Raw genomic sequence first — 18,679 nt, 5'->3', positions numbered from 1 at the left:
TCCTTGATTCACAGTTCCAGCATGACGCGCACGAGCGGCGTCAGTGCCTTGCCGATGTTCCGCGTGTTTTCTGCATCGAGGTGGACGCCGTCGAGCGGGGTGGTTTGCGCCACGGTGCCAGCGTCGAAGAAGCCGCAACCAGCCTCATCGGCAAGGGCAGCGTAGAGCGGCGCCAGCCGGGTCGAAGCGTCGTCACCGCCGGCAAACATTTCCTTGAATTCGGCATTGTCGGTGCGGCTGACCACAGGCGGCGAAACGATCAGGATCTGCGGCGCCGACCAGTCGAATGGATAGTCGTGGCCGCGCACGATGTCGATCAGCCGCTGGATGCCTTGCTTGGCCGCTACCGGGTTGCCATGGATCCATGGCTTCATGTCGTTGGCGCCGAGCATGAAGACGATGAGATCAATCGGCGCATGCGTTGTCAGGACCGTTGGCAGCAGCCTGGCGCCGTTGCGATCGGCACCGGCCAGATGATCGTCGAAAGCCGTGGTGCGGCCATTGAGGCCTTCGGCAACGACTTCGGCGGCATCGCCGAGCCCCGCCTGCAGCACGCTTGGCCAGCGGTCTTCAAGCGGGTGGCGGCCACCTTCGGCGTTGTAGCCCCAGGTCAGCGAGTCGCCGTAGCAAAGAACCGTCTTCATGCGCTCACCTGTGCGTTAATCAGACCGCGTCTCAACCCCCAGCGCATGAACTGCCAATCATGAAGGCGAAAAGGCCGGTGAAGACTATCCGCACCGCCCTCTCCCTTCCTAGACCAGCATGCCCATCGGGTTCTCGATCAGCCGTTTGAAGGCAACCAGCAATTCGGCACCCAGTGCACCGTCGACGGCGCGATGGTCGGTCGATAGCGTCACCGACATCACGGTGGCGATCTTGATCTCGCCGTTCTTGACCACTGCCCGCTCCTCGCCGGCGCCGACCGCCAGGATGGTTGCGTGCGGCGGGTTGATGACGGCGGCAAAGTCCTTGATGCCGAACATGCCGAGATTGGACACCGCCGTGGTGCCGCCCTGGTACTCTTCCGGCTTCAGCTTGCGGCTGCGGGCGCGGCTGGCCAGATCCTTCATCTCGTTGGAAATGGTGGACAGGGTCTTCTCGTCCGCCTTGCGGATGATCGGCGTGATCAGCCCACCGGGGATCGACACCGCGACGCCGACATCGGCATGCTTGTGCTTGACCATGGCGCTTTCCGTCCACGACGCATTGGCATCCGGCACCGCCTTCAGCGCCATCGCCATCGCCTTGATGACCATGTCGTTGACCGACAGCTTGTAGGCAGGGGCGTCGCCCTTGTCGGTCTTCTTCACCGGCGCCGCCGCATTGATCTGCGTACGCAGCGCCAAGAGCGCATCGAGTTCGCAGTCCAGCGTCAGGTAGAAATGCGGGATGGTGGTCTTGGCCTCGACCAGTCGCCGAGCGATGGTCTTGCGCATGTTGTCATGCGGGATCAGTTCATAGGAGCCCTGCTCGAACAGCTTCAGCACCTGATCGTCCGACATCGCTTTCACCGCAGGGGCAGCAGCCGGCGCGCCGGCGGGCGCGGCCTTGGCGGCAGGCGCCTTGGCACCGCCACCGGCAATCGCCGCGTCGACATCGGCCTTGACCACGCGGCCATGGGGGCCGGTGCCCGTCACGGCAGACACGTCGACGCCGGCATCCCTGGCGATGCGGCGTGCGAGCGGCGAGGCGAAGGTACGCTCGCCAGTTGCATGGCCGTTGGCAACCGGAGCCGACTCTGCCTTGGGGGCGGTTGCAGCAGGCTCGGCCTTTGGTGTCTCGGCCTTCGGTGCTTCAGCCTTGGGAGCCTCTGCTTTCGGCGCCTCCGCTTTCGCTGGTTCGGCAGCTCCACCGTTCTTCGCAGCAGCCGCTGCGTCCTCGCCTTCGGCGGCGAGGACGGCAATCAGCGCATTGACTTTCACGCCTTCGGTGCCGGCGGGAACGACGAGCTTTGCAACGGTGCCTTCATCGACGGCCTCGACTTCCATCGTCGCCTTGTCGGTCTCGATCTCGGCTATGACATCGCCCGGCGAAACCTTGTCGCCTTCCTTGACGAGCCATTTGGAGAGATTGCCCTCTTCCATCGTGGGCGACAGGGCCGGCATGGTGATGTTGATTGGCATTTTGTCCTCCCGCCCGATTCAGCGATACGTGACGGCTTTGACCGCCTCGATGACCTCGCCGATATTGGGCAAAGCCAGCTTTTCGAGGTTGGCCGCATAGGGCATCGGCACATCTTTGCCGGCAACGGTGATCACCGGAGCGTCGAGGAAGTCGAAGGCGCGCTGCGACACCTGGTTGGCGATATGATCCCCGACCGAACTCTGCGGGTAGCCTTCCTCCACCACGACCAACCGGTTGGTCTTCTTGACCGAGGCGATGATAGTGTCGAGGTCGAGCGGCCGGATGGTCCTGAGATCGATGATCTCGACGTCGACGCCCAGGCCGCGCAGTTCGGCCTCTGCCTTCAACGCATAGGTCATGCCGATGCCGAAGGAGACTATAGTGACGTCCTTGCCAGTCTTGTGGATGCGCGCCTTGCCGATCGGCAACACGAAATCATCCAGCTTCGGGACGTCGAAGGACTGACCGTAGAGGATTTCGTTCTCGAGGAAGATAATCGGATTGGGATCGCGGATCGCCGCCTTGAGCAAGCCCTTGGCGTCGGCGGCGGTGTAGGGCATCACCACTTTCAGGCCTGGAATGTGGCTGTACCAAGCGGCGTAGCACTGCGAGTGCTGGGCAGCGACCCTGGCAGCAGCGCCGTTCGGTCCACGGAACACGATCGGCGCGCCCATCTGGCCGCCCGACATATAGAGCGTCTTGGCGGCGGAGTTGATGATCTGGTCGATCGCCTGCATGGCGAAGTTGAAGGTCATGAACTCCACGATCGGCTTCAGGCCGGCCATCGCAGCACCCACGCCGACACCGGCAAAGCCGTGCTCGGTGATCGGCGTATCGACGACGCGCCGCGGCCCGAACTCCTGCAGCAGGCCTTGCGTGATCTTGTAGGCGCCTTGGTACTCGGCGACTTCCTCGCCCATGACGAAGACATCGGCGTCGCGGCGCATTTCCTCGGCCATCGCATCGCGCAGTGCCTCGCGCACTGTGGTGGAGACCATTTCCGTGCCGGCCGGAATATCCGGATCGGCGGCGATCTCGGTCTTCGGAGCGGCAGCGACCGGTGCTGCGGCGGGCTTTGCGGCCTCCGCCTTGTCCTTGGCGACTGGAGCATCGGCTTTACCAGGCGCTTCCGCCTTGGTGGGAGCCGCGGACTTGCCGATATCTCCGGCGCTTTCGCCATCCTGCAGCAGCACTGCGATCGGCGTGTTGACCTTGACGCCTTCGGTGCCGGCGGCAATCAGGATCCTGCCCAGCGTGCCTTCGTCAACGGCTTCGACTTCCATCGTCGCCTTGTCGGTCTCGATCTCGGCGATGACGTCGCCGGCGACGACCTTGTCGCCCTCGTTCTTCAACCACTTGGAAAGATTGCCCTCTTCCATGGTCGGCGAGAGAGCGGGCATGAGAATTTCGATCGGCATGTCCTTGCCCTCCCGTTACAATACGATGTCGGTCCAGAGCTCGGACGGATCCGGCTCCGCGTCGTGCTGGGCAAATTCGGCGGCATCCGCAACGACGTCGCGAACCTCCTTGTCGATGGCCTTCAGCTCATCCTCGGTCGCCCACTTCTTCTCAGTCAACCGCGCCTTGACCTGCTCGATTGGGTCATGGTCCGAGCGCATCTTCTGCACTTCTTCCTTGGAGCGGTATTTCGCCGGGTCGGACATCGAGTGACCGCGATAGCGGTAGGTCTGCATTTCGAGAATGATCGGCCCGTTGCCGGCGCGACACCATTCCGTCGCCTGATCGCCCGCGGCCTTCACGGCGCGCACATCCATGCCGTCGACCTGGATGCCGGGAATCTTGAAGGAGGCGCCGCGATGCGAAAAATTGGTTTCCGCCGAGGAGCGCGAAACCGAGGTGCCCATGGCGTAGCGGTTGTTCTCGATGATGTAGATCACCGGCAGCTTCCACAGCGAGGCCATGTTGAAGCTTTCATAGACCTGGCCCTGATTGGCCGCACCGTCGCCGAAATAGGTCAGCGAGACATTGTTGTTGTCGCGGTAGCGGTTGGCGAAAGCAAGCCCGGTGCCGAGCGACACCTGCGCGCCGACGATGCCGTGGCCACCGTAAAAATGCTTTTCCTTGGAGAACATATGCATGGAGCCGCCCTTGCCCCGTGACAGGCCGCCGCGACGTCCGGTCAGCTCTGCCATGACGCCGCGTGGCGACAGTTCCATGGCCAGCATGTGGCCATGGTCGCGATAGGCGGTGATCATCTGATCGCCGTCGATAAGCGCCATCTTCATGCCGGTCACGACTGCTTCCTGGCCGATGTAGAGGTGGCAGAAGCCGCCAATGAAACCCATGCCGTAAAGCTGGCCGGCCTTTTCCTCGAAACGACGGATGAGCAGCATGTGCCGGTAGGCGGCAAGCTCTTCGTCTTTGCTGAATTCGGCAGGCTTGGGAGCTGAAAGCCCCGATTTACCGTCGGATTTGGATTTGGCAGGCGCTTTTCTGGCGGCGGTAGCCATGCATCACTCCCTGTTGGCGTCTCTTTGTGGACATTTGAGCAGATGAAATCTGCCCGGGGAGATCAGCTCCTCCCCACCGATTTGCGGGAGGCTAACACGCGTCAGAGCGTTGCGCCATGCCGAAATTGCATAGCTGGCATGCACCTAAGCGATTAAAATCATTGAAAATATTGGCGATTAACTAAATATAGGTTATTTCCCTGAGGCCGGCAACATGATGGTGATTTCATCAGCCTGGGACAAATTGAGCGCCTTGCGAGCCTGCTCGTCGAGCATGTCCTTCTCAAGCGTGCCTTCATGCATGAGCCGAACACGCCGCTCGAGTTCCATCCGACGCGCTTTGATCGCATCGAGCTGGCTTTGCAGCGCAACCGTTTGGGCTTCCAGCTGGTATTTCGAGTTGATGCCGAATTCGCCATGATAGGCATGAAAGCCGAAATAGGCCAGGAACGCCGCGCAGAGCGAGGGGATGATCAGCCGGCCGGTGTTTCTCTGCTTATGCTGACGCGTCCACATCGCTCGAATCCTCGCAGCCGCGAACTCAGGCGGCTCAGGATCTTTTCGCCCGATTGTGCTTAACGGACGGTTACGGATGACGGGCTTAGCGCCCGCCGAAATGAAAAAGGGCAGGAATGCCCCGCCCTTTCATCCAATATCCAGGGATTCCAAGTGTTCGGGATCAGCCCTTGACTACCGACTTGCCGGCATAGCTTGCCTGCTTGCCAAGCTGTTCCTCGATGCGGATCAGCTGGTTGTATTTGGCCATGCGGTCCGAGCGCGACAGCGAGCCGGTCTTGATCTGTCCGCAATTGGTGGCAACGGCGAGATCGGCGATCGTCGAATCCTCGGTTTCGCCCGAACGGTGCGACATGACGGCGGTGTAGCCGGCCTTGTGCGCGGTCTCGACGGCGTCGAGCGTTTCCGTCAGCGAGCCGATCTGATTGACCTTGACCAGGATCGAATTGGCAACACCCATGCGGATGCCGTCGCGCAGCCGTGCGGTGTTGGTGACGAACAAATCGTCGCCGACCAACTGGGTCTTCTTGCCGATCAGGTCGGTGAGGTACTTCCAGCCTTCCCAGTCGTCCTCGGCCAGGCCATCCTCGATCGAGATGATCGGATAGTCGGCGGCGAGCTTGGCCAGGTATTTGGCCTGGGCCTTGGGATCGCGCGTCTTCTTCTCGCCTTCATAGACATAATTGCTGTCCTTGAAGAACTCGGTCGCGGCGCAATCGAGACCGAGCGCAATCTCTTCGCCTGGCTTGAAGCCGGCCTGCTCGATCGATTCCATGATGAAATCGAGCGCCACTGGCGCACTCTTCAGGTTCGGGGCAAAGCCGCCCTCGTCGCCGACATTGGTGTTGTGACCGGCGTCCTTCAGCTTCTTGCGCAGCGTGTGGAATATCTCCGATCCCCAGCGAACACCTTCGCGCAGCGTCGGCGCGCCGATCGGCAGGATCATGAATTCCTGAAAGTCGATCGGATTGTCGGCATGGGCGCCACCATTGATGATGTTCATCATCGGCACCGGCAGGACATGCGCCTTGGTGCCGCCGACATAGCGGTAGAGCGGCAGGCCAGCGGCTTCGGCCGCTGCCTTGGCCACCGCCAGCGACACGCCGAGAATGGCATTGGCGCCGAGGCGGCTCTTGTTGGGCGTGCCGTCAAGCTCGATCATGGTCTGGTCGATATGGATCTGGTTTTCGGCTTCCATGCCGCCGATTGCCTCGAACAGCTCGCCGTTCACCGCTTCAACGGCCTTGAGCACGCCCTTGCCGAGATAGCGGGCGCCGCCGTCACGCAGTTCGACGGCCTCGTGAGCGCCGGTCGAAGCGCCCGATGGCACCGCCGCGCGGCCCATCGAGCCGTCTTCGAGAATGACATCGACCTCGACGGTCGGATTTCCACGGCTGTCCAGGATTTCACGCCCGACAATGTCGACGATGGCGGTCATTGCGATGTCCTCGATTGATCTGAAGAAGCGTCGCGCCCGTCTTAGCCAAAGTGCTGCAAAAGGCAATCGGCCGGCGCGCAATTTTTGGGCGACATGCACCACGATTCACGAAGCGCAAATCGCTGTCATCATAAGTCATGTGCGGCAGGGCCGCTTCCGGCTATGGTGCGGATGCGCGGGGCGAAACAGGAGGAGTTTCGCCATGTCTCAGTTGAGTGGTATCGTGTGTCTGTTCCTGATCGCGGCTGCGTTCCTGACGTCGTGCGACAACCAGCAGTCGCCGCCCAAGGCGATGGCCCCCTTGCAGATCAGCAAATAGCTGCCGCATCAAACAAAATGGCCCCGTCGAGACGGGGCCATTTTGTTTGAGCCGTCAATGCCAGTAGGGCGTGACCTTGTAGTAGTCGTAGGATGCGTCGCGAGCGATCTCGCCATCCGCGCCGGCCAGTTCATTGATCGAATAGGCAGGTGCGGCCTTCAACTGCTCCTTGGAGAACGGTACGACATAGCCGCCCTTGTCCTCGTCATAGTCGAGGCTCGCCCACGGTATCGCGTGATACTTCTCGCCGATGCCGAGGAAGCCGCCAAAACCGATCACCGCGAACATGATGCCGTTCGACATCTTGTCGAGCATGACGTCCTGGATGGTGCCGATGCTTTTGCCTTCGGTGTTGTAGACCGACGTGCCGATGACTCGCGAAGCCGCGATAGCTTCGGTGTGGCCAGTCTGGGTTGTCATGGTCTTGCTCCTCATTGTCGTTGAACTCTGCTTGGACAATGAGGGCTGCGGCCGAAGGTTCCCGACTTTTTCGGCGGCCGCCGGTCACTCCGCGAGGATGAAAGTGACCTTCATATTAACGCGATAGGCGGCGATCTTGCCGTCCTGGACGACGATCTTCTGATCCTGGATCCAAGCACCTTCGACGTTCTTCAGGGTTTTCGATGCTCGCGCAATCCCCTGTTCGATGGCATCTTGAAAGCTCTTCTTCGACGACGACGTGATTTCGGTGACGCGGGCGACGGACATGGCTTCCTCCTGCCAAAGCGCTCATTTGCCAGGCAAAGCGTACAGCCGGCCCATGCCTTCCACAAGCGCAGGCAGTCGGAGAGGATGCGTCTGGCTTAGTGACCCTTGGCGATCCGATCGAATGCCATCAGCCGTTCGAGCAGGGCAGGCATGTCCTTCAGCGGCAGCATGTTCGGGCCGTCGGAAGAGGTCGAATTATCAGGATCCTGGTGGGTTTCGATGAACACGCCGGCGACGCCGACAGCGACGGCGGCACGGGCCAGAGTCTCGACAAAGCGGCGCTCGCCGCCCGAGGAACCACCCTGCCCGCCCGGCTGCTGTACCGAATGCGTGGCGTCGAAGATCACCGGCGCGCCGATCTCGGCCATGACTGGCAAAGCGCGCATGTCGGACACCAGCGTATTGTAGCCGAAGGAGGCGCCGCGCTCGGTGGTCAGCACATTGGCGTTGCCGGAACCGGTGATCTTGGCGACGACGTTCTTCATGTCCCAAGGGGCTAGGAACTGTCCCTTCTTCACGTTGATGACCTTGCCGGTCCTGGCGGCGGCGACCAGCATGTCGGTCTGGCGTGACAGGAAAGCCGGAATCTGCAGGACGTCGACATGCGGCGCGACGATGGCGCACTGCTCCTCTGTGTGGACATCGGTCAGCACGGGAAGCGAAAATTCCTTGCGCAGTTCGTCGAAGACGGGAAGGGCTGCATCCATGCCGGCACCCCTCGTCGCCGACAGCGAGGTGCGGTTGGCCTTGTCGTAGCTGGTCTTGTAGACGAGGCCTATGCCGAGCTTGCCGGTCAGTTCCTTCAGCGCGCCGGCCATGTCGAAGGCATGCTGGCGCGATTCAAACTGGCAAGGGCCCGCGATCAGCGACAGAGCCGCCTTGTTGTCGAAGACGACATTGCCGACGGTTACCGACGAATTGGGCGCCAGGGGTTTGCTCATGGGATCTCCCGGAAGATGAAGGCCGCGCCCTGTCCGGGTGCAGGCTGCACGACGATATCATTGCCGGCTATATCGTGTTGGATGGAATTGGCTGCAAGCAGCCTCGATGTCACATCGGCGCTCCGGACCGAAAAGACGACCGCGGCGAAGCGAAGGTTCGTCGGCGGGCCGGCAGGCAGGCCGTAACGCGCGGTGAAAGATGCTGGGTCGAGCACGCTCAAACCTGCATTCGGCAAGTGAAATGTGCCGCCCTGGCCATCGGCGGTCGGATCGTTCACCGCCACCGAAATCAATCCATGCTGTTCTGCAGGTTGATCGCTGACCGCCACGATCTCGACAATTCCAGTGGCGCCGTTGGCGTGCGCCTGCAAAGCCGCGCGGTCCACCTTCGGCGCGTTGACCCGCTCGCAGGCAAACAGGAAGGCGTCCGTGGCCTTGGTTCTCGCCGCAAAGGCGAGCTTGAACGATGCGATGTCGCTTTTCCCCGCCGAATCAGCGAAGGCGCGCGAAAAGCTCAGCATGTCTCCCGCCGAGATGCCGGCCGCGAGGTAGCGCGTATGGTCTTCATCCGCGTTGCCGGTCCCAAAGACCACGGCGGAAAATCCTTCGACGCCATGGTTGTTGCGATAGAGCCGGTCGCGCGCGACGAACACATTGCCATCGGCAATGGCTGTCGTCGCCACTTGTCCATCGCCGATTGCGAGTGGTTCGAGATAGGTGCCGTCGGCAAGGAACACACAACAGTTTTCGGTCCCGAAGGGATGTATCCCGGTCGGAGCAACAACGAAGCCGAGCGCGGTAAGCCGGGCACGCGCCACATCGAGGTTCTGCGTGGGCAGCACCAGGTGATCGAGCGGATGGGTGCCGGCGGCTGTGTTTCGGGTCATGCAGGCGCGATGTGCATCATTCTGCAAGGCGGTTCAAGGCTTGATCGCAATCGCGGCCGGAGCGTAGTCTCGATCAGCTCCCCGCGATAACATCGGCCGAATAACGAAGTTCTCGCATTGGTTTGACCTTGCTGGTGGTCCGCGCATAGAGCGGGTGCGCCTTGTAGGCGGCCAGCGCGGCGGCATCGGCGAATTCCGCATAAACGACCACATCGACCTCGTCCGACAGTGGATCCACCTTGGTGTTCAGCGTCACTTCAAAGAGGCTGGAATGAGGAATGTCGCCGAGCGCAAGCAGGCCCGCGCGCACCGCCTCCACATCCTCTTTGTGCCGCGCGCTGAAGAAAACGATATGCCGGATCAACGCCGCCTCCTCGATCTAAATGCCGGAGGTCTTTTGTGACGGCATGACGGTGGCGTCAATCGACAAGGATGTCGCGGCTGCCGGTGATTCGCATGGACGCTAGATATTGCTGGTGACGGACCGCACGACGTGCGTGGCACCCCTCACCGTGGAGTCGAGATACCGGCCCTGATTGTATATGCCATCCCAGATCAGGAAAAACGCGACGGCGGCAATGACGGCTACATAACGCATGGCTAAATCTATCGCATAGGTCATGCCGCAGCCATAGTGTTTTTGGCGCGTTCGGCCTTTGCTGCGCAAAAAGTCAGATACACCGCCGACGAGCGCCAATCACTTGGCACAGCCCGGCTTGCAGCCTGCCTCTTGAAGTTCTCCCTCATGACGTGGAAGATTGCCGCAGGGGTTCACTGGGAAGCGCTGAAGCTCAGGCGAAAAAAGGGCGCGCGCTTTCGTTCGAAACCGCCGATCGCGGCACCGGTCAGCTACCGGGATCAGGCAACAGCGTTCGAACCTGGCGAATGAACCGCGAGAATCGGTGCTCGGCAATTTGCGCCGATACCACGGAGGTCAGGGACGCGTGAGATGGCACACAAAGAACATCATGGCATTGCGTTGAGCGACGCGGTCAGGCTCGACGAATTCAATTTCGCCGAGATCGTCAAGGGTTTACCGGCCAAGGCGCGCATGGTGCTGTCGACGGCGATGAACCTGCCGCGCGGTTCGCTGAAGGTCAGAATGCCCGACGGTCGCGCCGTCCTCGTCGGCGGCAAGGGACCCGGCCCGGACGCCGAACTGGTGCTCAAGAATTGGCGACTGCCCGGCCGCGCCTTTTCCGGCGGCACGATCGGCGTGGCCGAATCCTACATGGACGGTGATTGGGATAGCCCCGATGTGACCAGTTTCCTGGAGCTGTTCGTGATCAATTCGGCCATCGGCGAGCGTATCGCGGGTGGCGCCAACTGGCTGATCAACACCGTCCAGCGCATTCGCCACTGGTTCAACCAGAACACACGCACCGGCTCGGCGCGCAACATCTCGGCGCATTACGACCTTGGCAACGCCTTCTACAAGGAATGGCTCGATTCAAGCATGACCTATTCCTCGGCGCTCTACACGACCGGTGCCAATGACCTGGAAAGCGGCCAGGCCGCCAAATATCGCGCGCTGGCAAAGGATATCGGGATAGGCCCGAAGGACCACGTGCTGGAAATCGGCTGCGGTTGGGGTGGCTTCGCCGAATTCGCGGCGCGCGAGATCGGTTGTCGGGTGACCGGGCTGACGATCAGCCGCGAGCAGCACGACTTCGCCACGGCGCGCATCGCCAAGGCCGGGCTTGCCAATAAGGTCGACATCAAGCTGCAGGACTATCGCGACGAAACCGGCACCTATGACCGCATTGCCTCGATCGAGATGTTCGAGGCCGTCGGCGAAAAATACTGGCCAGTGTTCTTCGGCAAGTTGAAGGCATGTCTGAAGCCCGGCGGTACGGCCGGGCTGCAGATCATCACCATCAACGAAGCTTCTTACGGCACCTATCGCGCCAGGCCGGATTTCATCCAGCGCTACGTGTTCCCAGGTGGCATGCTGCCGACCCCATCGATCCTGAAGTCACTTGGCAAAGATCACGGTCTTGCCCATCTGCGCGAGCGTATCTTTCCGGACGACTACGCGCGCACGCTCGCCGAATGGCGCCTCCGGTTCTGGGCCTCATGGGAGAAGATCGTCCCGCTCGGCTTCGACGACCGTTTCAAGAAGCTCTGGGAGTTCTACTTGCATTATTGCGAGGCCGGATTCCGCGCCAGCTACATCGACGTGCGCCAGGTGGTCTACAAGGCGTAGGTCGACGCCGACGTGACGGCATGGAATCGAGCTTCGAACAGCAGTGGTCAGAGCAGGATGCGGTATTTCGCGTATCCTGCCTCGCCCTCACCCGCCGGTTCGATCCTCACCGACTTCACCTGCGCAATGAATTCCTTTGCCTTGGCGCCGGTTTCGAACACCACGCTGGTTCCAGGTAGCGGCACGAACGACCAGTTATCGTCCGCAGACGGGTTGATCGTGCCCTCGCTGACGATGTAACGAACGATGACGTCGCGATTGGTGTCCGGCGCTTCGTAGATGATCTTCGAAGCATCGATGTCAGGGAAATTGCCACCGCCGCCGGCACGATAATTGTTGGTCGCGACGACGAATTTCTGTTTTGGATCAATTGGTTTTCTGTCGAACATCAAGTCGACGATACGATTGGCGCCAGCATTCGCCAGCCCGCCCTTGGCATCATATTTCGGCGGCTGCGACAGGTCTATCCTGTAGGTGACGCCATCGATGACGTCGAAATTGTAGGACGGGAAGTCGGTGTTGATGAGGGCTTGGTCGGCTCTCCCTGGCTCGATCCGGTTGAAGATGCCGGCCGACATTTCCAGCCATTCCTTGACCTCAGCCCCGGTGATTTCGACCGCGCGCACGGTGTTGGGATAGAGATAGAGGTCGGCAACGTTCTTGATGGCGATGTCGCCTGCAGGCACGTCGGTATAGTAGTCGGCGCCGTTGCGTCCGCCGGCCTTGAAGGGAGCTGCGGCCGACAGCAAAGGCACGTCCTTCCATTGCGTGTTCTTGAGAATATCCCTGAGATACCAGGTCTGCGCCTGGCTGACGACCTGCACCGACGGATCGTCGGCGACCAGCGCGAAATAGGAATAGAGCGGGGCGGAGGTCTTGCCGACCGGACGACGCACATAGGCCAGCGTCGCCTGGTGGTCCTGTTCGAGTGCCGCGATGATGCGGTTGTCGTCCGGAACGGTCGGCTTGTTCTTGTTGTCGACGCGTTCGAAGATCGGCCGCGCCTCCGCGGTGGCTGAAACGACCTTCCATTTCGACCCGTCGCGCTCCAGCATCAGGTCGATCAGTCCCATATGCGAACCCCAGAAGCCGCCCATGACGGCGGGCTTGCCCTGCAGCGTGCCTTTCTGCGTGTCGACGCCCTCAAGCGACTGGAAGTCCTTCTTGCCCGGGAACACCAGATGCTGGTGACCGGTGAACACCGCATCGATGCCGTCGACACCGGCGACGAAGAACGAGGCGTTCTCCATCATGTCGCCCTTCTTCACGTCGATGCCGGAATGCGAGAGCGCAATGACGATGTCGGCGCCCTCCTCCTTCATCTGCGGCACCCAGGCCTTGGCCGCCTCGACGATGTCGCGCGTCTTGACGCTGCCCTCCAGGTTCTTGAGATCCCACACCATGATCTGCGGCGGCACGAAGCCGATGATGCCGATCCTGATCGGCTGTTCGGCACCTGAGCCGTCCTTGATCTTCTTGTCGAGGATGACATAGGGCTTCAGATAGAGCTTGTCGTCGCGCGGGTTCGCGGCAAGCTCGGTGCCGCGGATCAAATTGGCGCAGACGAATGGGAAGTTGGCGCCGGCCAGCACTTTGTCCAAGAACGACAGGCCGTAGTTGAACTCGTGATTGCCCAGCGTCGAGCACTCGTAGCCGAGCAGGTTCATGCCTTTCATGATGGGATGCAGGTCGCCGTCCTTCAGCCCCTTCTCATAGGCGATGTAGTCGCCCATCGGATTGCCCTGCAGCAGGTCGCCATTGTCGATCAGCATCGAATTGCTGGCTTGCTTGCGCACCGCATCGATCAGGGAAGCCGTACGCGACAGGCCCAGCGTATCGTTCGCCTTGTCGGCGTAGTAGTCGTAAGGCAGCACGTTCACATGGATATCGGTGGTCTCCATGATCCGCAGATGCGCCTGATTGCCTTGAGCGCGAGCCGAGAACGGATGCAGCACGATCAACGCGCCTGTGGCGGCGGCACCCACAAGCAGATCACGGCGGGAGACGGGATGGAGCAGTTGCGACATGTTTTTTCCTTCGACGACGGGACGAGAGTCCGTTTGTTGCAGCATGATCTTTTCTCCGAAACCGGTCCCCTCTTTTCGGGATCATGCCTGCCTTGCCCCGAAGCGAACTTCGCCCTGAAACTCATGCGAGTCCATTCAAGAAGTCGCGCGGATCGAACATCAGTCGATCAGCAACAGATGACGAGCGGATGAATGGTCCGGGTGAAGAAATCAGCTCTTGTCGTCGTCGCCTTGCGTGATCAGTCGCGCGCTGCGCTGGCCCGTCGCGTAGATCCATAGCCAGCTCAACGAAACCGCAAGCCGGTTGCGAAAGCCGATCAGGAAATAGATGTGCGCGATCCCCCACAGCCACCAAGCCGCCCAGCCGGTCAGCTTGATCCAGCCGAAGTCGATCACGGCGGCACGCTTGCCGATCGTGGCGAGATCGCCGTCATGCCGGTAGCGGAACGGCCGCGGGCTGATGTCGCCGGCAAGCCCTGCCTTCAGCGTGGCGGCAACATGCCGACCCTGCTGTTTGGCGGCGGGCGCCACGCCGGGAACGGGCCGCCCGTCCGGCCGCAGGACATGCGCGGCATCGCCGATGACGAAAATCTCCGGACTGCCAGGCACGCTCAAGTCAGGCTCGACCAGCACCCTGCCCGCCCGGTCCGCCGCCGCGCCGAGCCATTCGGCGGCCGGTGAAGCGGCAACACCTGCAGCCCACAGGATTGTCTTCGCAGCCAGACGTTTGTCGCCGAAAACGACGCCCTCGGCGTCGCAACGCGTAACAGCCCGACCGAGTTCGACCGTCACGCCGAGCCGCTCGAGCGCCTTCGATGCATAGTCGGAAAGCTTTGGTGCGAAATTGGCCAGAATCCGGTCGCCGGCCTCGATCAGCACCACGCGCGTCTGCCGTGTGTCGATGTTGCGGAACTCGCCGTGCAGCGTGTCATGCGCCAGTTCGACGATGGTGCCGGCAAGCTCAACGCCGGTCGGCCCGCCACCGACGATCGCTATGGTCAGCAGAGCCTGGCGTTTGGCGGGATCGGCCTCCCGCTCGGCCTGCTCGAAAGCCAGAAGAATGCGCCGTCGAACAGTGGTGGCGTCCTCCAGTGTCTTCAGGCCAGGCGCGAAAGATTCCCATTCGTCATGGCCGAAATAGGCATGGCGGGCACCGGTGGCGAGCAGCAGCGTATCGTAGGCGATCGCGCTGCCATCTTCGAGCAGCACGCGTTTGCCGGCGCGATCGACGCCGACGACATTGGCTAACAACGTCGTCACGTCCTTGCGCCTGTGCAGCAGGTGGCGGACCGGCCAGGCAATCTCGGACGTCGCCAGCGCCGTGGTCGCCACTTGGTACAGCAGCGGTTGGAAGAGGTGATGGTTGCGTTTGTCGATCATGGTGATGCGCACCGGTGCACCGCCAAGCGCACGTGTGAATTCGAGACCGCCGAAACCCGCGCCAACGACGACGACATGATGGCTGGCTTGATTCATCTCAATTCACCCCAATGCATCCAACCCGATGTAGGTATTTTTGTGCACCGCAACAACGCTCCGTCCTTTGACGATTGCCTGGGAGTCGCCTTCGAATGTCGTGAATGCACATGTCGAAGATCGTGGCCCGGTATAGCGTTCTTCAAAAAGCACCACGAGGTGAGGCATGGCCGATGATCAAGACGACGACGCTCCGACGCTGTATTCTTCGCCGCCCTGTTTCATGCATGAACTCGATCCGGAATTCCGTGTGCCTCTGAACGACTGGACTGATGTGAGACGCTGGCGCAAGACCGAACGCGAACGCCTGATCGCGGCCCGCCTTGCCGTTTCGGCCGACGCGCGAACGGCAATGTCGCAGCGCATCGCCAAAGGTCTTGACGCGATCATCGGCGAGATCGCCGGCCGCATGGTCAGTCTCTACTGGCCGTTTCGCGGCGAGCCGGATTTACGGCCATGGATGACGTCCATCAATGCGCGCGGCGGCCGCACCGCCCTGCCCATCGTTGTCGAGAAAGCGCATCCCCTGATCTTTCGCGCCTACAAGCCGGGCGACCGGCTGGAGAAAGGCGTCTGGAACATCCCGATCCCAGCCGAGGGCGATCCGGTGCTGCCGGACATCGTCATCTCGCCGATCGTCGGCATCGATCCCCAAAACTACCGCCTGGGCTACGGCGGCGGCTTCTTCGACCGCACGCTGGCCGCGATGCCGTTCAAGCCGCTGGTCATCGGCGTCGGCTACGAGTTGCAGCGCATCGCCACCATCTACCCGCAGCCGCACGATATCCCGATGGATCGGATCGTGATCGAGGCATTCAAGATCGGTTAGCTGTGTTGAGATTCAGGTCAGGCCGAGTCGAGAATGGCGGGTTCCGAGAACCGGAACGGAGCGGACGTTTGAGTCGGTGAGTACCGGAAGCACAGGAATCTGCCGTTTGCAGGCCGGCATCACCTGAATATCGACACAGCTCAGGCCATTTCCGGCTTCATGCCCATCGCCGTCCGGTCGACGATTTCGCGTAGCGCAAATGACGAGTTGATCTTGGTTACGTGCGGCATCGCCGACAGCCATTCCTTGTGGATGCGCTCATAGTCGACGAGATCCTTTGCCGCGATCCTGAGAATATAGTCGTATTCGCCAGACATCAGATGGCAGGACAGCACGTTCGGACAGCGCTTGATCGCCGCCTCGAAATCCGACAGCGTCTTCTCGAATTGTCCAGACAAGGATATGTGCACGATCGCCGTCATCTGGTGGCCAAGCGCTGCGTTGGAAAGCCGGGCATGGTAGCCGCGGATGGTGCCGGATTTCTCCAGGTTGTCGAGCCGGCGCGAACAAGCCGACTGCGACAGGCCAACCTTCTCGGCGAGCGCAGCATTGGGTATCCGGCCATCCTTCTGCAATGCCTCGAGAATGGCGATATCAATCCTGTCGAGCGGCATTTTTCGTGAATCCTGCGAAAATTTGGCTGTTTTGCGCAACAATTATCGAAACACGCCCGCTGACGCAAGCGCATTCGCAAACACCTGCGCACCGATTCGTGGTTCACTCCAGCAATGCAGGGAACGAGCCCAAAAGGGCCGGATCAGGAGAAGAAAAATGCGCGTCGGCTGCCCCAAGGAAATCAAGAACCACGAATACCGCGTCGGCCTCACACCCGGCTCGGTCCGCGAGTATGTCGCCCATGGTCACGAAGTGCTGGTCGAGACCGGCGCCGGAGCCGGCATCGGCGCCGATGACAACGCCTACCGCGCCGCCGGTGCCACGATTGCCAAGACGGCTGCCGACGTGTTTGCCAAGTCGGACATGATCGTCAAGGTCAAGGAGCCGCAGCCCACCGAATGGGCCCAGCTTCGCGAAGGCCAGATCCTGTACACCTATCTTCATCTTGCTCCGGATCCGGAGCAGACCAAGGGCCTGCTCGCTTCCGGCGTGACAGCAATCGCCTACGAGACCGTAACCGACGATCGCGGCGGCCTGCCGCTGCTGGCGCCGATGTCTGAAGTTGCCGGACGCCTGTCGATCCAGGCCGGCGCCACGGCGCTACAGAAGGCCAATGGCGGCCGCGGCGTGCTGCTGGGCGGCGTGCCCGGCGTGCTGCCCGGCAAGGTTGCCGTGCTCGGCGGCGGCGTCGTCGGCCTGCACGCTGCCAGGATGGCGGCGGGGCTTGGCGCCGATGTCACCATCATCGACCGCTCGATCCCGCGCCTGCGTCAGCTTGACGACCTCTTCGCCGGCCGCGTCCACACCCGTTACTCGACCGTCGAAGCGCTCGAAGAAGAATGCTTTTCAGCCGATATCGTCGTCGGCGCCGTGCTGATCCCCGGCGCCGCGGCGCCGAAGCTGGTTTCGCGCGAAATGCTGTCAGGCATTAAGAAGGGGTCGGTGTTGGTCGACGTCGCCATCGATCAGGGCGGCTGCTTCGAGACCTCGCACGCCACCACCCATGCCGAGCCGACCTATGTGGTTGACGGCGTCATCCACTATTGCGTCGCCAACATGCCCGGCGCGGTGCCGGTCACCTCGGCTCATGCGCTCAACAACGCGACGCTGCACTATGGCCTGCAGCTTGCCGACAAGGGCCTGAAGGCGCTGGTCGACGATCACCATTTGCGCAACGGCCTCAATGTCCACAAGGGCAAGATCACCAACCGCGCTGTCGCCGAGGCTCTCGGCTACGAACTGGTCGAGCCGAAAGCCGTTCTGGCTGCCTGATTTCACAAATAGACACCTTCCTCCAGTCTCGCCCGCCGGTTCACACTGGCGGGTTTTTCTTTGCGACCGAAGCAGGCAACAAAAAAGCGGAGCCAAAGCCCCGCTTCCTCGATGTCGAGATTTGCCGCCGGTTCATCCGCGGTCGGCCGATCGATCGACGATCACTTTCTAGCGCGATTATACGACGGGAGTACGACAGCATCTCCCGTTGTGAATCCCAGCCTCACGCGCGCTCTATGCGGCACTGGTAGCAATTGTTGCGCGCCGAGCGGACATGGACGTAGGCGATATCGTCGCGCTCGAATAGCGTCTCTGCGCGTGCGGCAATTGCTTCGGTCGGGATGACACCGCCGCTGCCGTAGACGATGCGATTATCCCTGCCATAGCCGCGCACGATGTAGTCGGGACTTTCGAGAATCGCGGGAAGCACCTGGCTCCCGGCCGCGCGCTCGCATTCTTCGGCATGCAGGAAGATCGGCCCGGTTTCGGCATAGGGCTGAAGCTCCGCGAATGGCCGGTACGCCAGGACGAGGTAAGCGTCTCCAGCATCGATGTTCTTCAGACAGTGCCGGCAAGGCACGCCGTCGCCGTCGGAGATCTTTCGCTCGGGCGTGTTGCCGTAAGCATCGGGACCGCCGCGCTGCAGGCCCCTGACATGGTCGGTCGGCAAGGCTTTGAACTGGATGGTCATGGTGAAACTCTCCGGTGTCGTTGACCGGAAATTATGCCGCCAACTCCGCGCTTGCCACCCGATTCCTGCCAAGGTGCGCAGGGCTGTCCGGGGAAAGTTTTGAGTGAATCGAAATGCCGCATGTGCATGCCCCGTAAAACGGGGTTTGTCCGTCTTCTC

The 18,679-nt window shown here is 61.4% G+C and carries 21 protein-coding genes; 5 read left to right on the top strand and 16 right to left on the bottom strand.

What is annotated here, in order from left to right:
• Positions 1-8: 8 nt before the first annotated feature.
• The 6 genes from NKI20_RS27435 to eno all read right to left on the bottom strand — a co-directional run bounded on the left by NKI20_RS27435 (position 9) and on the right by eno (position 6,549).
• Positions 9-644 (bottom strand): SGNH/GDSL hydrolase family protein, encoded by a 636-nt coding sequence (locus tag NKI20_RS27435; protein WP_023757925.1) that lies wholly within the window; start codon positions 642-644, stop codon positions 9-11.
• Positions 645-752: 108 nt separating this feature from the next.
• Positions 753-2,123 carry a pyruvate dehydrogenase complex dihydrolipoamide acetyltransferase gene (locus NKI20_RS27430; protein ID WP_352836303.1) on the bottom strand — a complete coding sequence of 457 codons (1,371 nt, stop codon included), beginning with the start codon at positions 2,121-2,123 and terminating at the stop codon, positions 753-755.
• A gap of 18 nt (positions 2,124-2,141) precedes the next feature.
• Complete coding sequence (locus NKI20_RS27425) at positions 2,142-3,542, bottom strand: pyruvate dehydrogenase complex E1 component subunit beta (RefSeq protein WP_352836300.1); 1,401 nt, start codon at positions 3,540-3,542, stop codon at positions 2,142-2,144.
• A 15-nt stretch (positions 3,543-3,557) separates the two neighbouring features.
• Positions 3,558-4,595 (bottom strand): pyruvate dehydrogenase (acetyl-transferring) E1 component subunit alpha, encoded by a 1,038-nt coding sequence (gene pdhA / locus NKI20_RS27420; RefSeq protein ID WP_352836297.1) that lies wholly within the window; start codon positions 4,593-4,595, stop codon positions 3,558-3,560.
• A gap of 192 nt (positions 4,596-4,787) precedes the next feature.
• Positions 4,788-5,111 (bottom strand): FtsB family cell division protein, encoded by a 324-nt coding sequence (locus NKI20_RS27415; protein WP_023757928.1) that lies wholly within the window; start codon positions 5,109-5,111, stop codon positions 4,788-4,790.
• Between the two features lie 163 nt (positions 5,112-5,274).
• Positions 5,275-6,549: a phosphopyruvate hydratase gene (gene eno / locus NKI20_RS27410; RefSeq protein WP_023757929.1), complete on the bottom strand. Its 1,275-nt coding sequence runs from the start codon at positions 6,547-6,549 to the stop codon at positions 5,275-5,277.
• Between eno and NKI20_RS27405 the strand changes: the two genes are divergently transcribed.
• Positions 6,530-6,868 (top strand): hypothetical protein, encoded by a 339-nt coding sequence (locus NKI20_RS27405; RefSeq protein WP_352735289.1) that lies wholly within the window; start codon positions 6,530-6,532, stop codon positions 6,866-6,868. The genes eno and NKI20_RS27405 overlap by 20 nt on opposite strands.
• Positions 6,869-6,922: 54 nt before the next feature.
• Here NKI20_RS27405 and NKI20_RS27400 read toward each other — a convergent pair whose 3' ends face one another.
• The 6 genes from NKI20_RS27400 to NKI20_RS27375 all read right to left on the bottom strand — a co-directional run bounded on the left by NKI20_RS27400 (position 6,923) and on the right by NKI20_RS27375 (position 10,002).
• Positions 6,923-7,288, bottom strand: coding sequence for a PRC-barrel domain-containing protein (locus NKI20_RS27400; protein ID WP_352836292.1), 366 nt, complete (start codon positions 7,286-7,288; stop codon positions 6,923-6,925).
• 84 nt (positions 7,289-7,372) lie between these two features.
• Positions 7,373-7,576 carry a dodecin family protein gene (locus NKI20_RS27395; protein ID WP_352486701.1) on the bottom strand — a complete coding sequence of 68 codons (204 nt, stop codon included), beginning with the start codon at positions 7,574-7,576 and terminating at the stop codon, positions 7,373-7,375.
• A gap of 95 nt (positions 7,577-7,671) precedes the next feature.
• Positions 7,672-8,517 carry a 3-deoxy-8-phosphooctulonate synthase gene (gene kdsA / locus NKI20_RS27390; protein WP_352730766.1) on the bottom strand — a complete coding sequence of 282 codons (846 nt, stop codon included), beginning with the start codon at positions 8,515-8,517 and terminating at the stop codon, positions 7,672-7,674.
• Positions 8,514-9,404 carry a VOC family protein gene (locus tag NKI20_RS27385; RefSeq protein WP_352836288.1) on the bottom strand — a complete coding sequence of 297 codons (891 nt, stop codon included), beginning with the start codon at positions 9,402-9,404 and terminating at the stop codon, positions 8,514-8,516. Before NKI20_RS27385 ends, kdsA begins: the two co-directional genes overlap by 4 nt.
• A 73-nt stretch (positions 9,405-9,477) precedes the next feature.
• A complete protein-coding gene (locus tag NKI20_RS27380; protein ID WP_352836285.1) occupies positions 9,478-9,768 on the bottom strand; it encodes a Dabb family protein in 291 nt (96 codons plus the stop codon).
• Positions 9,769-9,867: 99 nt separating this feature from the next.
• Positions 9,868-10,002, bottom strand: coding sequence for a hypothetical protein (locus tag NKI20_RS27375; RefSeq protein WP_023757936.1), 135 nt, complete (start codon positions 10,000-10,002; stop codon positions 9,868-9,870).
• Positions 10,003-10,044: 42 nt separating this feature from the next.
• Here NKI20_RS27375 and NKI20_RS27370 point away from each other — a divergent pair, with 42 nt between their 5' ends.
• Both NKI20_RS27370 and NKI20_RS27365 read left to right on the top strand, forming a co-directional pair.
• Positions 10,045-10,293: a DUF1365 family protein gene (locus NKI20_RS27370; protein WP_352836282.1), complete on the top strand. Its 249-nt coding sequence runs from the start codon at positions 10,045-10,047 to the stop codon at positions 10,291-10,293.
• A gap of 60 nt (positions 10,294-10,353) precedes the next feature.
• A complete protein-coding gene (locus tag NKI20_RS27365; protein WP_352836279.1) occupies positions 10,354-11,610 on the top strand; it encodes a class I SAM-dependent methyltransferase in 1,257 nt (418 codons plus the stop codon).
• A gap of 47 nt (positions 11,611-11,657) precedes the next feature.
• Here NKI20_RS27365 and NKI20_RS27360 read toward each other — a convergent pair whose 3' ends face one another.
• Positions 11,658-13,637, bottom strand: a complete 1,980-nt coding sequence (locus NKI20_RS27360) for a bifunctional 2',3'-cyclic-nucleotide 2'-phosphodiesterase/3'-nucleotidase (protein ID WP_352836276.1) — start codon at positions 13,635-13,637, stop codon at positions 11,658-11,660.
• A gap of 210 nt (positions 13,638-13,847) precedes the next feature.
• The gene (locus NKI20_RS27355) at positions 13,848-15,113 is read right to left on the bottom strand and encodes an NAD(P)/FAD-dependent oxidoreductase (RefSeq protein WP_352836273.1); all 1,266 of its coding nucleotides are present in this window, start codon (positions 15,111-15,113) and stop codon (positions 13,848-13,850) included.
• 166 nt (positions 15,114-15,279) lie between these two features.
• Between NKI20_RS27355 and NKI20_RS27350 the strand changes: the two genes are divergently transcribed.
• Positions 15,280-15,942, top strand: a complete 663-nt coding sequence (locus NKI20_RS27350) for a 5-formyltetrahydrofolate cyclo-ligase (protein WP_352836270.1) — start codon at positions 15,280-15,282, stop codon at positions 15,940-15,942.
• A 140-nt stretch (positions 15,943-16,082) separates the two neighbouring features.
• Here the strand turns inward: NKI20_RS27350 and NKI20_RS27345 are convergent, their stop codons facing one another.
• Positions 16,083-16,556: an Lrp/AsnC family transcriptional regulator gene (locus tag NKI20_RS27345; protein ID WP_013531467.1), complete on the bottom strand. Its 474-nt coding sequence runs from the start codon at positions 16,554-16,556 to the stop codon at positions 16,083-16,085.
• A gap of 157 nt (positions 16,557-16,713) precedes the next feature.
• Here NKI20_RS27345 and ald point away from each other — a divergent pair, with 157 nt between their 5' ends.
• Complete coding sequence (ald, locus tag NKI20_RS27340; protein ID WP_352836267.1) at positions 16,714-17,829, top strand: alanine dehydrogenase; 1,116 nt, start codon at positions 16,714-16,716, stop codon at positions 17,827-17,829.
• A gap of 223 nt (positions 17,830-18,052) precedes the next feature.
• On the opposite strand, the gene NKI20_RS27335 is transcribed toward ald, so the two are convergent.
• Entirely contained in the window at positions 18,053-18,520 is a 468-nt protein-coding gene (locus NKI20_RS27335) for a DUF1203 domain-containing protein (protein ID WP_352836265.1), read from the bottom strand.
• Positions 18,521-18,679 lie beyond the last annotated feature (159 nt).

This window comes from Mesorhizobium sp. M0830 (genome assembly GCF_040319965.1).
Classification (GTDB): domain Bacteria; phylum Pseudomonadota; class Alphaproteobacteria; order Rhizobiales; family Rhizobiaceae; genus Mesorhizobium.
The sequence above is the reverse complement of the archived record's forward strand: the minus strand, read 5'-3'. Positions and strand labels throughout refer to the sequence as shown.

Bases quoted from the DNA above. Each gene is read 5' to 3' on its own strand.
- NKI20_RS27400 (WP_352836292.1), bottom strand. From the start codon at position 7,288: ATGACAACCCAGACTGGCCACACCGAAGCTATCGCGGCTTCGCGAGTC.
- NKI20_RS27335 (WP_352836265.1), bottom strand. From the start codon at position 18,520: ATGACCATCCAGTTCAAAGCCTTGCCGACCGACCATGTCAGGGGCCTG.
- eno (WP_023757929.1), bottom strand. From the start codon at position 6,549: ATGACCGCCATCGTCGACATTGTCGGGCGTGAAATCCTGGACAGCCGT.
- NKI20_RS27375 (WP_023757936.1), bottom strand. From the start codon at position 10,002: ATGCGTTATGTAGCCGTCATTGCCGCCGTCGCGTTTTTCCTGATCTGG.
- NKI20_RS27350 (WP_352836270.1), top strand. From the start codon at position 15,280: ATGGCCGATGATCAAGACGACGACGCTCCGACGCTGTATTCTTCGCCG.
- ald (WP_352836267.1), top strand. From the start codon at position 16,714: ATGCGCGTCGGCTGCCCCAAGGAAATCAAGAACCACGAATACCGCGTC.
- NKI20_RS27360 (WP_352836276.1), bottom strand. From the start codon at position 13,637: ATGTCGCAACTGCTCCATCCCGTCTCCCGCCGTGATCTGCTTGTGGGT.
- pdhA (WP_352836297.1), bottom strand. From the start codon at position 4,595: ATGGCTACCGCCGCCAGAAAAGCGCCTGCCAAATCCAAATCCGACGGT.
- NKI20_RS27435 (WP_023757925.1), bottom strand. From the start codon at position 644: ATGAAGACGGTTCTTTGCTACGGCGACTCGCTGACCTGGGGCTACAAC.
- NKI20_RS27415 (WP_023757928.1), bottom strand. From the start codon at position 5,111: ATGTGGACGCGTCAGCATAAGCAGAGAAACACCGGCCGGCTGATCATC.
- NKI20_RS27345 (WP_013531467.1), bottom strand. From the start codon at position 16,556: ATGCCGCTCGACAGGATTGATATCGCCATTCTCGAGGCATTGCAGAAG.
- NKI20_RS27395 (WP_352486701.1), bottom strand. From the start codon at position 7,576: ATGTCCGTCGCCCGCGTCACCGAAATCACGTCGTCGTCGAAGAAGAGC.
- NKI20_RS27365 (WP_352836279.1), top strand. From the start codon at position 10,354: ATGGCACACAAAGAACATCATGGCATTGCGTTGAGCGACGCGGTCAGG.
- kdsA (WP_352730766.1), bottom strand. From the start codon at position 8,517: ATGAGCAAACCCCTGGCGCCCAATTCGTCGGTAACCGTCGGCAATGTC.
- NKI20_RS27425 (WP_352836300.1), bottom strand. From the start codon at position 3,542: ATGCCGATCGAAATTCTCATGCCCGCTCTCTCGCCGACCATGGAAGAG.
- NKI20_RS27385 (WP_352836288.1), bottom strand. From the start codon at position 9,404: ATGACCCGAAACACAGCCGCCGGCACCCATCCGCTCGATCACCTGGTG.
- NKI20_RS27405 (WP_352735289.1), top strand. From the start codon at position 6,530: ATGTCGACGATGGCGGTCATTGCGATGTCCTCGATTGATCTGAAGAAG.
- NKI20_RS27430 (WP_352836303.1), bottom strand. From the start codon at position 2,123: ATGCCAATCAACATCACCATGCCGGCCCTGTCGCCCACGATGGAAGAG.
- NKI20_RS27355 (WP_352836273.1), bottom strand. From the start codon at position 15,113: ATGAATCAAGCCAGCCATCATGTCGTCGTCGTTGGCGCGGGTTTCGGC.